The organism is Rhodococcus sp. GB-02 (genome assembly GCF_053470465.1).
This window is the reverse complement of record NZ_JBPUKE010000002.1, coordinates 1,322,057-1,337,607: the sequence shown is the minus strand read 5'-3', so window position 1 is coordinate 1,337,607 and position 15,551 is coordinate 1,322,057. Positions and strand designations below refer to the sequence as shown.

At 61.2% G+C, this 15,551-nt stretch carries 14 protein-coding genes; 7 read left to right on the top strand and 7 right to left on the bottom strand.

What is annotated here, in order from left to right:
• Positions 1-81: 81 nt before the first annotated feature.
• Both ACSW29_RS19620 and ACSW29_RS19615 read right to left on the bottom strand, forming a co-directional pair.
• Positions 82-1,284, bottom strand: coding sequence for an MFS transporter (locus ACSW29_RS19620; RefSeq protein ID WP_448278064.1), 1,203 nt, complete (start codon positions 1,282-1,284; stop codon positions 82-84).
• A 121-nt stretch (positions 1,285-1,405) separates the two neighbouring features.
• Complete coding sequence (locus tag ACSW29_RS19615) at positions 1,406-2,380, bottom strand: helix-turn-helix transcriptional regulator (protein WP_448278063.1); 975 nt, start codon at positions 2,378-2,380, stop codon at positions 1,406-1,408.
• A gap of 102 nt (positions 2,381-2,482) precedes the next feature.
• Between ACSW29_RS19615 and ACSW29_RS19610 the strand changes: the two genes are divergently transcribed.
• Entirely contained in the window at positions 2,483-2,950 is a 468-nt protein-coding gene (locus ACSW29_RS19610; protein WP_448278062.1) for a VOC family protein, read from the top strand.
• A gap of 219 nt (positions 2,951-3,169) precedes the next feature.
• Here the strand turns inward: ACSW29_RS19610 and ACSW29_RS19605 are convergent, their stop codons facing one another.
• The 5 genes from ACSW29_RS19605 to ACSW29_RS19585 form a co-directional block, all read right to left on the bottom strand.
• A complete protein-coding gene (locus ACSW29_RS19605; RefSeq protein ID WP_230817486.1) occupies positions 3,170-3,970 on the bottom strand; it encodes an NAD(P)H-binding protein in 801 nt (266 codons plus the stop codon).
• Positions 3,971-4,248: 278 nt separating this feature from the next.
• A complete protein-coding gene (gene aztD / locus ACSW29_RS19600) occupies positions 4,249-5,496 on the bottom strand; it encodes a zinc metallochaperone AztD (protein WP_347874922.1) in 1,248 nt (415 codons plus the stop codon).
• Between the two features lie 62 nt (positions 5,497-5,558).
• A complete protein-coding gene (locus ACSW29_RS19595; protein WP_317825976.1) occupies positions 5,559-5,717 on the bottom strand; it encodes a hypothetical protein in 159 nt (52 codons plus the stop codon).
• 317 nt (positions 5,718-6,034) lie between these two features.
• Positions 6,035-7,492: an APC family permease gene (locus ACSW29_RS19590; RefSeq protein ID WP_347874921.1), complete on the bottom strand. Its 1,458-nt coding sequence runs from the start codon at positions 7,490-7,492 to the stop codon at positions 6,035-6,037.
• Positions 7,493-7,764: 272 nt separating this feature from the next.
• The gene (locus ACSW29_RS19585) at positions 7,765-8,358 is read right to left on the bottom strand and encodes a TetR/AcrR family transcriptional regulator (protein ID WP_230817490.1); all 594 of its coding nucleotides are present in this window, start codon (positions 8,356-8,358) and stop codon (positions 7,765-7,767) included.
• 342 nt (positions 8,359-8,700) lie between these two features.
• Between ACSW29_RS19585 and ACSW29_RS19580 the strand changes: the two genes are divergently transcribed.
• From ACSW29_RS19580 to ACSW29_RS19555, 6 genes are read left to right on the top strand one after another with little or no spacing between them, the layout of a single operon-like run.
• Positions 8,701-9,375, top strand: coding sequence for a hypothetical protein (locus ACSW29_RS19580; RefSeq protein ID WP_448278061.1), 675 nt, complete (start codon positions 8,701-8,703; stop codon positions 9,373-9,375).
• Positions 9,368-10,747, top strand: coding sequence for a glutamine synthetase family protein (locus tag ACSW29_RS19575; RefSeq protein WP_448278060.1), 1,380 nt, complete (start codon positions 9,368-9,370; stop codon positions 10,745-10,747). Before ACSW29_RS19580 ends, ACSW29_RS19575 begins: the two co-directional genes overlap by 8 nt.
• 20 nt (positions 10,748-10,767) lie before the next feature.
• Positions 10,768-11,853 carry a Zn-dependent alcohol dehydrogenase gene (locus ACSW29_RS19570; RefSeq protein ID WP_448278059.1) on the top strand — a complete coding sequence of 362 codons (1,086 nt, stop codon included), beginning with the start codon at positions 10,768-10,770 and terminating at the stop codon, positions 11,851-11,853.
• Positions 11,831-12,589 carry a gamma-glutamyl-gamma-aminobutyrate hydrolase family protein gene (locus ACSW29_RS19565; RefSeq protein WP_347874917.1) on the top strand — a complete coding sequence of 253 codons (759 nt, stop codon included), beginning with the start codon at positions 11,831-11,833 and terminating at the stop codon, positions 12,587-12,589. Before ACSW29_RS19570 ends, ACSW29_RS19565 begins: the two co-directional genes overlap by 23 nt.
• Complete coding sequence (locus tag ACSW29_RS19560) at positions 12,576-14,066, top strand: amidase (protein ID WP_347874916.1); 1,491 nt, start codon at positions 12,576-12,578, stop codon at positions 14,064-14,066. Before ACSW29_RS19565 ends, ACSW29_RS19560 begins: the two co-directional genes overlap by 14 nt.
• Positions 14,063-15,547, top strand: a complete 1,485-nt coding sequence (locus ACSW29_RS19555) for an aldehyde dehydrogenase family protein (RefSeq protein WP_317825970.1) — start codon at positions 14,063-14,065, stop codon at positions 15,545-15,547. The genes ACSW29_RS19560 and ACSW29_RS19555 overlap by 4 nt, the downstream gene beginning before the upstream one ends.
• Positions 15,548-15,551 lie beyond the last annotated feature (4 nt).

Here is a 15,551-nt window from a genome sequence, read left to right as displayed (position 1 = left end):
GGTGAACCGCCGTGAAGCGGCCCACCGAGTGACTCTTCATGTCCTCCGATGAATCTTCAGACTACGGTGCAGTCTGTCGGTTTATCGAAGGGCGATGACATCCAGTTCGCGCTCCGTCTCGTCCTCCGGGTCGAGGCATCGATCGCGCAAGGTGAAGGCGATGACGGCGCCGACGAACAGCACTGCAGTTGTCGCCCCGATCGCCATGCGCGGCCCGTAGTGATCTGCCAGGTAACCGAACAGCGGAGATGCGATGCCTCCCACTGACATTGCGAGTCCGAGTGTCACCCCACTTGCAGTGCCTGGGCGGTTCGGTAGGTAGTCCTGCGCCAACGTCACCTGTGGCGCGAAGGGCAAGAACATCGCGAATCCGAGACAGGCGATTCCAAGTTCGGCAATTGCCACGTTCGGAGCCGCGGCGAGCAATGCCAGTGAAGGTACCGCAAGCAGGTAACCGAGTCGGATGGATGCACGTCGACCACGACGGTCCGCGAGGACTCCGCCCAGTAGCGTGCCGGCCGCTCCCGCCAAGGTGAAGGAGGACAACACGATTGCTGCACTCGAGGATGATCCGTTCAGTCCGTTGAGTACGTACGGTGAGACCAACGACAGCGTGGTCACGTATGGAATTGACCAACACACCGTTACCAGCACGAGTCGGGTGAACGAGCGCCAATCATCTGACACGGGACCGTTCGCTGCTAGCTGCGAACTCAACGACTGGGCTGATTCGGCGTCCGTGCCGGCCGATCGTGATTGGGCGACGATCCACCAAATAGCCGCTACCAGTGCAGGAACTGCGAGCAGGTAGCCGCCGGACAATCCGAGCGAACCGACCACGAGCGTGACGAACGGTGGCGCCAGTGAGGCTCCCAACGTGCCGCCCACGGAGAACACGCTCATGGCCTTCTGCGAGTGACCTCCAGCTGCGCGTGCCAAATTTGTGGCGGGCGGATGGTATGCGGCAATGCCGATGCCGGCCAGAGCAATTGCCAGCCAAGTAACGATGTAGGTGGTGCTCATCGCGGCCACGACAATTCCCGTTGCGGCCGTCACAAAACCTGTGGGTACCAGCCAATTCCGGCTCTTTCGATCGACCAGCATGCCGAATGCGGGTTGCACGACACTGGATAGTCCGGTCGCGGCGAGCGTGATTCCGGCAACCGCGGAGTAGGAATATCCGCGTTCCAGCATCATGAACGGCAACAGTGCAGGCACAGCCCCCTGGTACAGATCGTTCACGACGTGTGTGCCGGTGAGAAACGCAACTTGCCCCTTCTTCATCTCCTTGGGCATCCCTTCGTTCAGGTCTTCAAGTCCTCAGGTCCTCTGAGGACTTGAAACCTACATGAACCCACGGACGCACGGTTGTGTTGGAGACCTGGATCTCATTCGCGACGACTGACTAACTCGCAGCAGTCGCGGCATTGCGGGCGGCGAGTTGTGCGAAAGCGTGGGTCAGTTCTGCCGGGCCTACGACATCGATGTCGGTGTCGAATCGGTTGAAGGAGGCTGCCAGCGCCGTCCAGGACCATGATCCGGCTTCGAGGCTGCACTGGTCGGGGCCAAGATCTTCGACGGCGCCGTCCTCGACAAAGGGAAGAAGATAACTGGCTGGTCGATGGAGAACGACCTTGCCGTGGCACGGCCATTTGTTGATATGTTCCGATCCCTTGAAGCGTGCGGCCACGTATTCGCTCACGTCACCGCCGGGGATCCCCTTCGGTGTGAACCGCGGGCCGTTCGGGGTGCGTGGAGTGATGCGATCGGCGCGGAAGATTCGCCAGTCGTCTCGCTCGAGATCCCACGCGACGAGGTACCAGCGACGCTTGGAGGTCACCAGATGATGTGGCTCCACGCGGCGTGGGGGTGTTATTTCGATGTTGTCGGTTGAGCGGCCGTTCGAGTAGTCGAAGCGGAGCACCTCGCGAGCGCGCACCGCTGCGGAAATCGCTACGAGCACCTCAGGGGACACCGAGTCTGCGTCGCTGGAATCGGCCGAAATCGTGGTGAACGTGAGTGCGTCGAGGCGATGACGCAGACGCGACGGCATCACTTGCCGCACGGTGGTCAGCGCACGCACTGCGTCCTCTTCGATGCCGACGCCGGTCAGCGTCGCCGCCTGCAGAGCGACTGCCAAGGCGATGACCTGATCGTCGTCGAACAGCAGGGGTGGTAGCTCGCTGCCGGCATCGAGTCGGTATCCGCCGTCCGGGCCCATGGTCGCCGCAATGCTGTAACCCATCTCCCGGAGCCGGTCGATGTCGCGGCGGACCGTGCGGTGGCTGATGTCGAGCCGCTCGGCGAGTAGAGCACCCGGCCAGTCGCGCCTCGTCTGCAAGAGGGACAGCAGATTCAAGAGCCGAGTGGTGGTCGCCATGTCGTGAGACTACGACGAGTCTAGGACGAAAACAGTCCTATACGGCTGTGAGAGTTGACGCTGCAAGGGAAAACCCGCGCGACAATCTTTTCAGGAGCAGACATGAGCATCAAGACAACGACCCACCTCAACTTCCGCGGAGACGCCCGCGCGGCTCTGGAGTTCTACCAGTCCGTCTTCGGTGGCCAGGTCACGATCGCAACCTACGGCGACTTCGGAATGCCCAACGATGTGCCTGGCGCTGAGAACATTGTGTTCGGCCAAGTCGAAACCGCGGACGGCTTCAGCGTGATGGCGTACGACATCCCAGGACAGTCGGGCGGTTCGGCCGGCAACGCAGGCATGACGCACCGCGAGAACGGCACCACGATCACCGACCAACCGTTCTTCGTCTCGGTTCGCGGTGAATCGCTCGAAGAGGTGCAGAGTTACTGGGCCAAACTCTCTGTCGGTGGATCCATCATCGAGGGTCTTGCCGCCGCGGCGTGGAGCCCCGGTTTCGGCATGCTCACCGATGCGTTCGGGGTGGCGTGGATCCTCGACGTCGCTGCCGGCGAAAACCCGGCCTGATCATTCAGACGACAAAGCCGCTGGCACCGAAAGGTGTCCAGCGGCTCCAGCGCGTCGGTGCCCGTCTTGCGCCTCTCGGCAAGTGGCCACTCGAAGTGGCAATTCTTTCGGTGGTACCCGGGGCAAAGAATCGAACACCGACACCCTCTGCAACGAACTTCTACGCAGAGTTATTCCACGCGGACTTGTATCGCTGTCAGTCGTGGCCGTGCCCACCGCTCAGCTTCGGCAGAGCCGGGCGACAACGGCTTCGATTGTCTGAGGTGCGCGTCGTAGCAGTGTTGCCAGGTCATTGGACTCTTCGCTGAAGACCCCTTTGCGAATCAGTGGAAAGAGGACAGCAAAGGATCCGGTTTCGAGGTCGTCCACCTCTCTGTGCTCGATCGTCCTTCCGAGTTCCGCCGAGACCGATTCGGCGAGTTGATCGAAGGTCCAGGCCGGGCCTCGAAGTTCCCACAACTGCTTGGCGGGAGGGGATGTCAGTGCGATGACTGCTGCTTCGGCGAGATCGGCAATGGAGGAGGTGACCAGAGAACTTCCCGCGCCGGCGGAAATGATGGGGCCTGATTCCATGTCGTGAATTACTTTGGCAGCAAATGCATCCGAGTAGAGCGCATTGCGGAGAACAGTGTGGCTCACGCCGATCTCCTGCAGTTCGATTTCCGTAGTGCGATGCCCGGGATCATGCTGCGCTCCCATTGCACTCGTGTACACGATGTGCTCGACGCCTGCCGAGACCGCCTCCTGCACAACGGCTTTGTGTTGGGCGATTCTGACATTCGGATCGAGTGCCGGACTCGATACGAACAGTAGACCGTCGATTCCTCTGAAAGCGGTCCGCAAACTCGCGCGATCCGTGTAATCGCCGATTCGCGTATCGATCCCTCGGCGGCCGAGTGCATCAGCTTGGGTAGTGCTTCGGACCAACGCCAAAGGTTTCGGCCCGGTCTGTGCCTGCAGGATACTCAGCGCAGCGCCGCCCAAATTTCCGGTGGCTCCGGTGACGAGAAAGTTCTTCATGTACGTACTCCATAGTTGGATTCTGTTGAGTGGTCAGATAGGGACTCGGTTATCGCGAGTCCCTATGAAGGCACACAGAATCGCCATCCCAGGGCGGAGTAACAAGGTACTGCTGCGGATGGTGGTCAGGACGTGCGGCAAGAATGCATTGATGCGACTGTAGCAGGACGAATGAACCGAGCGGCCAGCCTGCATATCGAGATTGCCCGGTGAGAGGCACGAAAACGGCGCAGGCCCCCATCTCGGAGTGCGATGGGGGCTTGACGTGAGGATCTGAATCAGCCAGTGACGCCGGTTAATTCGTTCGGGATGTGATCGAGGGTGGTCTCGGTCAGGATGCTGCCGTCTTCGAGGTCGACGGCGATCAGCTTCTTTGACGTGGGATCGGTGACGTACGCGGTGTGGTCTTCCACGAAGAGTGCCGGCCTGGGCTCTTGCCACTTGGTGGGCTCGGTCCATGCGTCGATGACGGCGATCTTCTTGGTGACGACGCCGGTGTTCGGGTCGATGACGTGGATGGCGCCGTCGGTGCCGAGCACCAGTGCCTCTCCGTGCGGTCCGCGGCCGAGTGAGCGGAAGGTGTAGCTGGTGCCGAGGTCGACGAGCTTGAGTTCGGACGTCGTCGTGTTGGTCAGCGAGACCCGTTGCGGACGTTCGAGTTCGGCGTCCTTGTCAGTCTTGTAATCACCCAGCACGATGTCCGACTCCTCCGAGCCTGCCTGATTTCCGATGCGGCCGTAAGCATCCGGACTCTGGACCTTGGTGATCGCTCCGTTCTTGTACACGAGCAACCCGTCCTGGCAGCCCAGCACGATGGCTTCGCCGGCAGCGACTGCTTCGCCGTGGACACCGGGGCACTGTTCGTTGCGCAGGATTTCCTTGCGGTCGGCATCGAGGATGGCAATGCCGTTGCGGGACTCCGAATTTCCGATGGTCGTCAACAGGCTGCCGTCGGCAAGTGCGACCGCAACGCCGTGATGGGGTTCTGGCGTGGTGTACGTCTCGACGCGGGGTTGGCGTTTTGCCAGTTGCGCCGGATCGAAGATCTCGACGAGTCCCGAGCCGTCGTTGAAGAGGACAGTCTTTCCGGCATGGCGTACAACGTGTCCGGGCTCGTTGGCTGCGAACTCGACGTCGGACATCGCGGGATCGGCTGTGTAGTAGTGGGAATGGTCGCCGTGGGCCGAGGACCACGTGCCGGTGTCGAGCACCTTGAACGCCTCGCCCGACGAGATCATGACGTGGCGACCGTCGCCGGCCGGGTTGAGTCGCGTGAAGCCGTCGATCTTGGTCTCGCCGACCACGTCGAGCGAAGTTGCATCCAGCACCAGGACGCCACCGTCGTAGGAGACTGCGAGACGTGGTGTTGCCGAGGCTTGTTCGGTGGGTGCGGACGCGGTTGTCGTGGTGGTCTCCGACGCTGCCGAGTCCTTGTTGTCGGACGAGCAGCCCGTAACGAGGGCGAGTGAGAGGCCTACTGATGTGGCAAGGGTGAGGCGCCGCGACATGCGGGTATTGAGGTGCATGGTTATAGATTTACTGCTTAATGTAAATGATTGTCAAAGTCGAGTATGCGAATGTTCGCATGTCAGGCTTGGGCACCGCGCTCGAGCATTCGCGAGGCGATGGCCCCGAACACGAGTTCCCAGAAGGTCGCTCCGGTATTGAGCGGCTGAGAGCACGCCTGCGTTTCCTTCGCCGCGTACGGAACGGTCGCGTCGAACGCCTGCCCGCGACCTTGGATCATGGCCTTCCGGTTGCACGGTTCTGAAGGTCTCCGTCATCGAGTGCATGGTCGAAGGGCATTCCATGCGCCACAGTGTTGTTGGCTGCCGCGCACGCGTAGTAGCCGAAGAGGCTGCGCCCGAAGGATGGCGCGTACGCGACGTAGCGACGGCTTAAAGGACAATGTCTTTGGCCAACTGATCCAACTCGAGCAAATTGGCGCCGACGGCGCTTCCGCTTTTAGTTCCAGTGCAGGTTGGGCGGCGTGGTCTTCATTCACCAGTGGGCCCGTGCCTTGCGACGGGGAAGCTGGTTTGTTGGCTTGAAGTTGAGGTTCGTCTACTGCTCTCGGGCCGTCGCTCGTCCCGAGTGCAGGTGAGGTGGCGACTGGGAGGCGTCAGCGTGGCTTCGACGCCCCATCAGGTAAAAGGCGATAGTGGCCGGCGTGATGGTTGCGAGGGCAACGTAGGACATAGCACTGACTGGAGACGGTGCGGGGAAGAAGATTCCGTTGAGATAGATCCATGAGGTTGCGACGGCGCCGGCGATCAGTGCTGCGATTGTCACGGTGGTGGCTGCGCGCTCGCGGAAGAGGAGCATCACGGCGCCGATGCTGATGACGGCGTAGGGGCTCACCCAGAAATAGACGACCAGGGTTGACACTGCGTTATAGATAGAGGGGAGTGGGCCCGTGGCGCCGATCACCAAGGTGCAAATGCCGACGAGACCACCGAGAACGATCAGCAGGATTGCGGAAGCAGGGCTGTGGAATCGGGAGTGTATGCGTGTGAACCTTTGTGGTAGAAGCTTTTCGGCTGACAGGGTGGCGACGAAGCGGGATCCGTAGTTGACGAATCCGATCAGTGCGGCGAAGGTCGCTACGGCGACAACGAGGTCCGTCATTTGTCCCATCGCGGTCGGTAAGCCCGCATTCTCGGCCAGGGCGGCGGGGGATGATGTGCCGGAAAGGATTTGGTCGGACGTCTCCGTGATTCCTGGTGCCTGTAGGAAGGTTGCGATCACGTACAAGGTTCCAAGCACAATGGGGACACTCATCACGGCGGCCGGCACATTCTTCTTCGGGTCGCGGGTCTCCGCGGCCAGGGCCGCGCTCCCCTCGAAACCGACCAGGAATGCAGTTCCGGATGCGATGCCGGCCACGATCCCGCTGACGGACGCGCCCTGAAGAGTCAGTTGTTCCTGCAGATGTAGACCAGTGTGAATCGCACTCGCCCCGGTAATGACCAGCAACAGTGGAAGGCAAATCGCGGTGAGTAGGACCGCGATCACGATCGAAACATCTAGGCCGCGACAGGTGATCGCCGCGACAATTGCTGCGGAGGCGAGGTAGATCGCGATTTGCGCAGGGCGATCGAGGCCGCCGTCGATGCCGACGGATTGCAGAAAGCTACCGCTGTAGGCGCCGATGACAAGCAAAATGCTTGCGACCATCGCCAGATACCCGAGGAACAACGAGGCTGCGATCAGTGACTGGGCCCATCGCCCGAATACTTCACCGGCGTAGGAGTAGAGCGATCCGGAGGCGACATAGCGGCTGGCGAAGACGGTTACTGCTCTGCCGACGCAGATGACTGTCAGCGCTGCGATCAGAGCAGCGACCCAACCACCGAGTCCGGCGTTGAGTACCAGCAGCATTGGAAACGACGCCATGCCGACGGCGGGGATCATTGACGAGATGGCCAGCGAGGTCAGTTGAAGGCGGCTGAGATGGCCGGATTCAAGGTTGATGGACTCCGTATCAGTCTGTGCTACAGCGTTATTCGACGAGTGATTCATATGTGCGTCCTTGAATTGGTGCACTGTCGAGTGCGGGCAGGGGTATATGCCGGGATCGGCCGCGATCGCGCGTGTGAGGATCGGGAAAGCCCTCAGGAGATGGTGATGTCAGTCACATGACTGAGTCGATCGACTGAGATTAGCTTCGCCCCTGCTGTTCGTCAATGAGTTCCGGAAAATTCTTTGAATGCAGCCGCGGTATTTGGATGACTACGGGCACGACTGTGGCCCGACGCTGTCGATTGCAACGCCGGGCGGGAAACGGGAAAGCTCTAGTGGGGCGGGTGGATCGAATCGATGATGCCGACGATCGCGGACGAGATGGCGTCGAGTTCAGGTGCGCTCACGCCGGTCGTGCCAGTTGCGAGATTTTGCATGTAGATTCCGTCGATCGCGCCGATCGTGTAGCGGGCGAGCAGTGTGGCGTCGCTGCCGTCGATGTCGGTTGCGTGCCGAAGCTCATCGGCGAAGGCGGATATGTACGTCGTGTAGCTGGCTCCGGCGAGTTCGGCCTTGTCCGGATTGCGCAGCGCCCACAGCAGCAGCTCGTATTGGGCGATCGGGACGTCCCGATCGGTGTGGAGAAGATCTTGGAAGCGTTCGAGCAATGAACGGATGATCTCTTGTCGTGTCCGGCCAGTCGTCGATACCAGGCGTGATCCCACTGTGGTGGCACGAAACATGTCGTCCACGGCGGTGTAGATCTCTCCTTTGCCGTCGAAACTGTAGTGCAACGCAGCGAGGTTGACTCCGGCTTCGTCGGCGATGCGGCGGGTGGTCGCCGCGGCCAGTCCGTCGCGAATGATGACTCGGGCGGCGGCCTCGACGATCGCAGTCCGCCGCTCGGATGCTGTCAGGTACGCCATTCGCTTTACCGTTCACCTTCTCGTTGTCGTGGGACTCCAGGGGTCGAGCGTATCGATGTCACTCAGCGTGCGTGACACCCTGGTCGATCCTTGATCTGCCCGGTGCGTTCTGGGTGCGGACATTGCCGCACTTCGGGGTCTCCTGCAGTTTGCCTATTGACGCTAGCTCCGATCCGCCATAATCTCAGTCACATGAGTTAGTCATGTGACTGACTTCATTGCTCGACTATAGCGCTTGGCAGATCACACCAGGGCGAGAGCTGCGACATCGCACAAAACCGCGCCTCACTGACGCGCAACCAAATCGCTTGCCCCATGCCCCGAAACTGGAGGGACCACCCCATGACCGACATCCGAGAGCGGGTGGATACAGATCCACCGCAACCCGATGAATCCCATACCCGGTGTGCGCCCGACGTCGCCGTCACGATGGAGTTCGACCCACCCCCGTTGGTACGAGCTGTCGTGACCCGCCTGCGCGTTGCTCTCGATTCCGACTCAGGCAGGAAAGCTCTCGAGGCAATGCCCCCCGAGGTCGACCTGCAGTCGACCAGTGATCCGCAAAGCGCGCGATTGACTCGAACAACAACCGGCGTGCACGTCAGTAGCCCCGAGGGGTCGACATTTCCTGTTGTCGGAATCAGCGTCGACGAACTGGCGATATCCGAGGACGAGCACCTGGCGGGCACTGCGGATGTTGCCGCGATAACCCCTCTCATCGAACCAGAGCCACCGACGCTGGACATCGCAGCGTGTGAATTCTGGGAGAAAGCTTCGGGCCTGCCCGGGATGCCCGGATTGTCATTGGCTGCTCTCGACACGGGCGCAGCCGTGCACGTGGGGCCGACAACGGATGCGTATGAAATTCACGGCCTCGAGATAGATCTACGTCGACTGCTCGCGGGTTTCGAGTTGTTCGTCTACTCCCTGCGCGCAGGGAAGTTCTACATCAAAGGCACGAACCGACAATTGTCGGTCGTCGCGGGAGCATCAATGAAGGCGGTCCTCCATGTCTGACACGACGAACCTCGGTGAATGGATCGGCAACAATTCCGTTCGCACGATTCGCGCACAAACCGTGACGTTGGATGGTGCCTTGGTCGGAAAACATCTGTCACCCAAAAAGTTTGAGTCCGGAGCGCAATCGGGCTGGGGATTCGCCGATATCGCCCTGGCAGTCGATCTCGGGAACACCGCTCAGCTCGGGTTCGACTTCGGTGACTGGCGCGGTGAGATGCACGACGTCTTCCTTCGTCCCGACCTTACGACTCTGTCAACCGACGCATCACTACCAGGTCTCGCCACGGTGATGTGTGATCTGGTCGATCAACACGGGGCACCGCTTCCGGTGTGTTCGCGATCCACGCTCGCACGTGTGGTCAAAGAGCTTGCCGAGCTTGGATTTACAGGTAAGGCGGCCGTGGAGATCGAGGCCACGGTGTTCGAAGAGTCGATCGAGCAGGCCCGCGAACAGCGTTTCACGAACCTGCATCCACTCGGCGGTACCCAGGGCGCGATCTACCTTTTGAGCAGATCACGGGACTACACGACGCTCATGGACGCAATGGCTGACCGCATCGAACGGGCCGGAATCCCTTGGGAAGGCTGGGCAGACGAGTCCGCGCACGGCCAGATCGAAGTAAATCTCCCACCGACCGACATTCTCACCGCAGCGGACTGGTACGTACGAACGAAGCAGATCATGCGGGAAGTCGCCTACGAGCACGGTCGCACCATCACCTTCATGGCTCGGTGGTCGCCGGACCAGTTCGGGCAGGGCGCTCACATCAACCTTTCGCTTCAACAGGACGGACGGAACGCCTTCTTCGATGAAGTTGAGCCCTCGCGCCCGTCGGAGACGATGCGGAACTTCATCGGCGGCGTCCTCGACACAATGGCGGCGGCCAGTTCTTTCCAGTATCCGACCGTGAACTCATACCGCAGAATCGCAGAATTCGACGGACCTCCCACCACCGTCACGTGGGGCGTTGACAACAAGAGTGCGGCCGTTCGAGCCGTCTGTACGACCGAGAAGCTCTCTCGTGTCGAGTATCGCGTCCCGTCGGCGGACGTGAACATCTATCTGTCGATGGCATCGTTCCTTGCCGGCGGTCTGATCGGTCTGCGCGATCACAGCGATCCTGGCCTCGAATGCACCGTCATGGCCTGGGGATTGCCGCCGGGAACCCCGAAGTTGCCAGCCAGCCTTTCTCGAGCGATCGCGGAATTGAGTGGCGATGTAAACCTGACGGAGGTTTTGGGGCGAGAGCTGGTGGAGTACTGGATCGGCACGCGCCGGTGGGAATGGTTGCAGTTCTTCACCACTGGGGGAGACCCGGCCGCAGGAGTCTCCGACTGGGAGCTCGAACGCTACTTCGAGCACGTCTGACAACGAGGACAGGTCTGAAGATGAAAGCAGCAATACTGAACGCTGCCCCTGGTCGGCTCGAGTTCGAAGAACTCGACATCGACGTGACCGGACCTCGAGAAGTTCGCATACGTACAGCAGCCGTCGGGCTGTGTCATACCGATCTGCACTACGTGGACGCGCTCTGGCGAACAGAACTTCCGGAGGTGCTCGGTCACGAGGCATCGGGCATCGTCGAATCGGTTGGGTCAGACGTCACGGCTGTAGCGCCTGGCGACCACGTCGTGACGTGCATGACAGCTTTCTGTGGCCGATGCCGATACTGCATTGCGGGTCGACTCACCCTCTGCTCCAATCATTCCCGTCTCCGCTCGCGGCCCCAGCCGGCGTTGACTACCAAGTCCGGGCGCGCAGTGGGACGAATGGGTGGCATCGGTGGATTCGCCGAACAGATGCTCGTGCACGAGAACAGCGTCGTCCGCGTCGACGATTCGGTACCTCTCGATCGCGCGAGTTTGCTCGGGTGTGCCACCATCACCGGCGTCGGGGCGGTCTGGCACAGTGCTCGCATCGAACCCGGGTCGTCGGTTGCCGTCATCGGTTGTGGAGGCGTGGGGCTTTCGGTAGTTCAGGGTGCCCGGATAGCCGGCGCGGCCCGGATCATCGCGATCGATGTTGACCAGCGAAGTATCGATCAGGCTCTTCGAGTCGGGGCGACTGCGTCAGTGAACGCGGCTGAGATCGAACCCGTCGACGCCGTACGCGCGTTGTGTCCGGGTGGGGTGGACTACTCGTTCGAGGCCATCGGCCGCAGAGTCACTGTCGAACAGGCATTCTCGATGCTCGCTCCCGGCGGAGTAGCCACGGTCCTCGGCATGGTTCCTGATGACGAGCCGCTGCGGATCACAGCGTCGGAATTGTTTTTCCAGGAGAAGCGATTGCAAGGCTCCCTCCTCGGGTCGAACCAATTCCCGACCGATATTCCGCGATTGGCCGAGCTGTACGTCCAGGGCCGACTCGAACTCGACGAGATGATCTCGTTGCGAGTCCCCTTCGACGAGATCAACACAGGAATCGCAGCGCTTCGTGCAGGAGGGGTGAATCGTGTCGTCGTCGAATTCGTCTGAGCGTGCGCGTCGCCCATTGATCGGAGTGACCGGTCGGCGCTCGAGCGCAAAACACCTGGCCGTCGAACCTCGGTACCGCCACCTCGAGTTCGACATGCACTACTCCGATTTTCCTGCCCGGCTGTCGTCCGAAGGTGCCCTTGTCGTCCAAATTCCCTATGAGGCAAGCGGAATCGACCTGATTGAGCGGCTCGACGGAATAGTCATCTCTGGTGGGCAGGATGTCCACCCTGAAACACTGGGTATCGACGCCGCGCCCACCGATCCGGACAGTGACCCGCGTCGAGATGCGTATGAGATCGAATTAATATCGGGTGCAGTAGAACTCGGCACTCCACTGCTCGGTGTCTGTCGCGGGATGCAGATGCTGAATGTGACATTGGGAGGCACGCTCGTGCCTGATCTTCCGACCATAGACATCAACCACAAGTCACCAGGACTGGGCATAGCCGAGGAGACCCACCCCGTACGGACCGCCACCGATTCGACGGTGTTCGAGATATACGGCGCACACGTAGAGGTCAACTCTTTGCACCACCAAGCAGTGGACCGACTCGGCCCTGACCTCACTGCCAGCGGGTGGGCTCCGGACGGTGTCATCGAAGCGGTGGAGATGCGCGGGAGACCGATCGTCGGCGTCCAATGGCATCCGGAATGGCGCCGGAAGGACCCTGTCTTCGCATGGTTGGTCCAGGTCGCTCTCGCACGAAAGGAAGTGCTCGATGGAGTTGCATGAATACTCGGACATGGACGCCACGGGCCTGAAATGTCGACTCGATCGGAAAGAAGTCACCCCTGCTGAAGTGCGCGAAGCCGCACTAGCTGCAATCTCCCACGTCGACACGCACCTCGGTGCCACCGTCGGTCCTCCCCTCGACCCACCACCGACGTATTCCACGTCCGGTCCTTTCAGTGGAATTCCGTTCGCGCTCAAGGATCTTCTGTGCACTGCGGCGGGGATACCGAACGAGAACGGTAGTGCAGCAACCGCAGGCTATATCGCCACACGTGACTCCGATCTGATGGGTAGGTGGCGCGCTGCCGGACTATCCGTGACCTGTCGCACTGCCACACCAGAATTCGGATTCAGTGCAACCACGGAATCGGCAGTGAATGGTCCTACCCGCAACCCCTGGAACCCGCAGCGAGTCGCCGGTGGATCCAGCGGTGGCTCCGCGGCGCTCGTTGCCGCCGGGGCCTTGCCGTGGGCGCACGCCAACGACGCCGGCGGATCCATAAGAATCCCTGCCGCACTGTGCGGGGTGGTAGGACTCAAACCGACCCGCGGGCTCGTTCCACCCGGCCCGGATTCGGATGAACCGCTCTTCGGCCTCACGACTGAGTTCGCGGTCACCCGGACAGTTCGCGACGCCGCCGCGTTGATGGACGTAGTGCACGGCAGCGCACCGGGGGACCGGTACTTTCAGCCGCGTCGAAGCCCCGGCCACTACAGCCGAGCAGTCGGCCGGCGACCGAAAGGCCTCCGGATCGCTGTGTCGACCGAATCACCTGGCAGTCGTCACGCTGCGGACCCCGCCGTGACAGCCGAGGTGATGCGTATCGCGCGCTTGCTCGAACAGTTCGGCGACCACGTCGAGAATGCGGCACCAGATGTTGACCCCGAACTGTTTCGGGATCTCAATCTCACTTTCTGGTCGGCGTCGATCGCAGAGTCCATGCGCGCACTGACCGGAGCAGGCGCCAGCGAGGACATGTACTCCTCGCTGGAGAGTTCGACTGCCGCCATGGTTCGTCACGGATTCGCCGTGGAATGGGCAGACATCGCCCGCGCCCGCCGCTACCAGAATCACCTGACCCGTGGCACGGCGAGCTTCTTCGAATTCTTCGACCTCACTCTCACGCCCACCACGCCGACGACCGCCTGGCACGTCGGCGAGCTCGACTCCAACCGACGGGGTATCACCGCCGGCGAGTGGGTGGACACCTTGGCGAAGTACTCGCCCTTTACTGCCATCTACAACGTCACCGGCCAACCGGCTATCTCCATCCCCACAGGAATGTGTGACGGACTGCCGATCGGAGTGCAGCTCGCCGCAGCTCCCGGCCGTGACGATCTGTTGCTTGCCGTGGCCGCGCAACTCGAGGAAGCCGTCCCATGGGCAGGCCGCGTCCCACCGATTCATGCCGGCAAGCCGCTCCTCCCGGAAACGGAAAAAATGCCGACCCTCTACTCGGAAACGGAACGCACATGAACACCCGCGAGGAATGGACACAATTCGCGACGTCGATCGAAGCGCCATCGGCTATGTGGCTGAACGGTCAGTGGTTCAACGGCGACGGGAGTGATCGTCACCATGTTGTATCCCCGCATAACGACACTGTCGTAACCAGTGTCCCGCTGGCCATTCACGCCGACGTCGACAGAGCCGTCGAGGGTGCCCGCGCGGCGTTTCTCGATGGCCGGTGGGCGAGAATCAGTGCGCGCGAGCGTGGTGCGGTACTGCAGCGGTGGGCAGAGCTCGTCCACGAGCACCGTGACGAACTCGCTGCGCTCATCACACTCGAGATGGGTAAGCCGATCCAGGTGGCACGTGATATCGAGCTGCGAGCCGTCGAGAACACCTTCCGCTGGTATGGAGAACTGGCTGACAAACTCTACGACGAGTCGCCACGCGGCCTGATCGATGCGGTCGCGTTGGTGAGCCGTGAGCCGGTGGGGGTGGTCGCGGCGATCACCCCATGGAACTTCCCACTCACGCTCAGTAGTTGGAAGATCGCCCCTGCGTTGCTTGCAGGCAACAGCATGGTGATCAAGCCCGCTACACAGTCACCGTTGTCCTTGCTCCGCTTGGCTCAGCTGGGTTCGGCTGCAGGACTTCCCGACGGCGTGCTGCAAGTTGTCACAGGTAGCGGTGGACAGGCCGGAGCTGCCCTTGCTCGCCACAACGGCGTCGACTGTCTCACCTTCACCGGATCACCGGATGTCGGCAAACAGTTGCTGATCTACGCGGGTGAATCGAATGCGAAACCCGTACATCTCGAACTCGGCGGCAAGAGCCCACAGTTGGTATTCGCCGATGCCCCGGACCTCGCCGTTGCAGCGCGCACCGTGGCATGGGCAATTACCTTCAACGCCGGACAGATGTGCACTGCAGGTGCTCGCTTGTTGGTCGAGGAATCGATCGCGGATCAATTCGTCGCCGAGGTGATTTCGGAAATCAAGCGATGCACTGTCGGTGACCCTTTCGATCCCGATACACACATCGGGCCCGTCGCGAGTCGGGCGCATCGCGCGGACGTCCTCGAACACGCGAGAACTGCTCACACAGAAGGCGCAACGCTCGCCCACGGTTCACTGCAGGAACGAGCAGGTTCGGGGGCGTACCTGGATCCGATCGTGTTCACCGATGTTCAGGCCGAGCACTGCCTGTTCCTCGAAGAAGTTTTCGGACCGATCCTCGCAGTCACCCGTTTCACTGACGACGCTGACGCCGTCACGTTGGCTAACGCCACACCGTTCGGTCTCGGAGCGGGGGTGTGGACGTCGAATCTCACACGAGCCCACCGGCTCGCGCGCGAAATCGACGCAGGCCTTGTCTGGGTGAACTGCTATGAGGAAGGGGATCTCTCCGTCCCCTTCGGCGGTCGCAAACTCTCAGGCCACAGTGTGGACAAGAGCATCCATGCACTCGACAAATTCACGTCGACGAAGTCGACGTGGATCCATCTCTGAACAA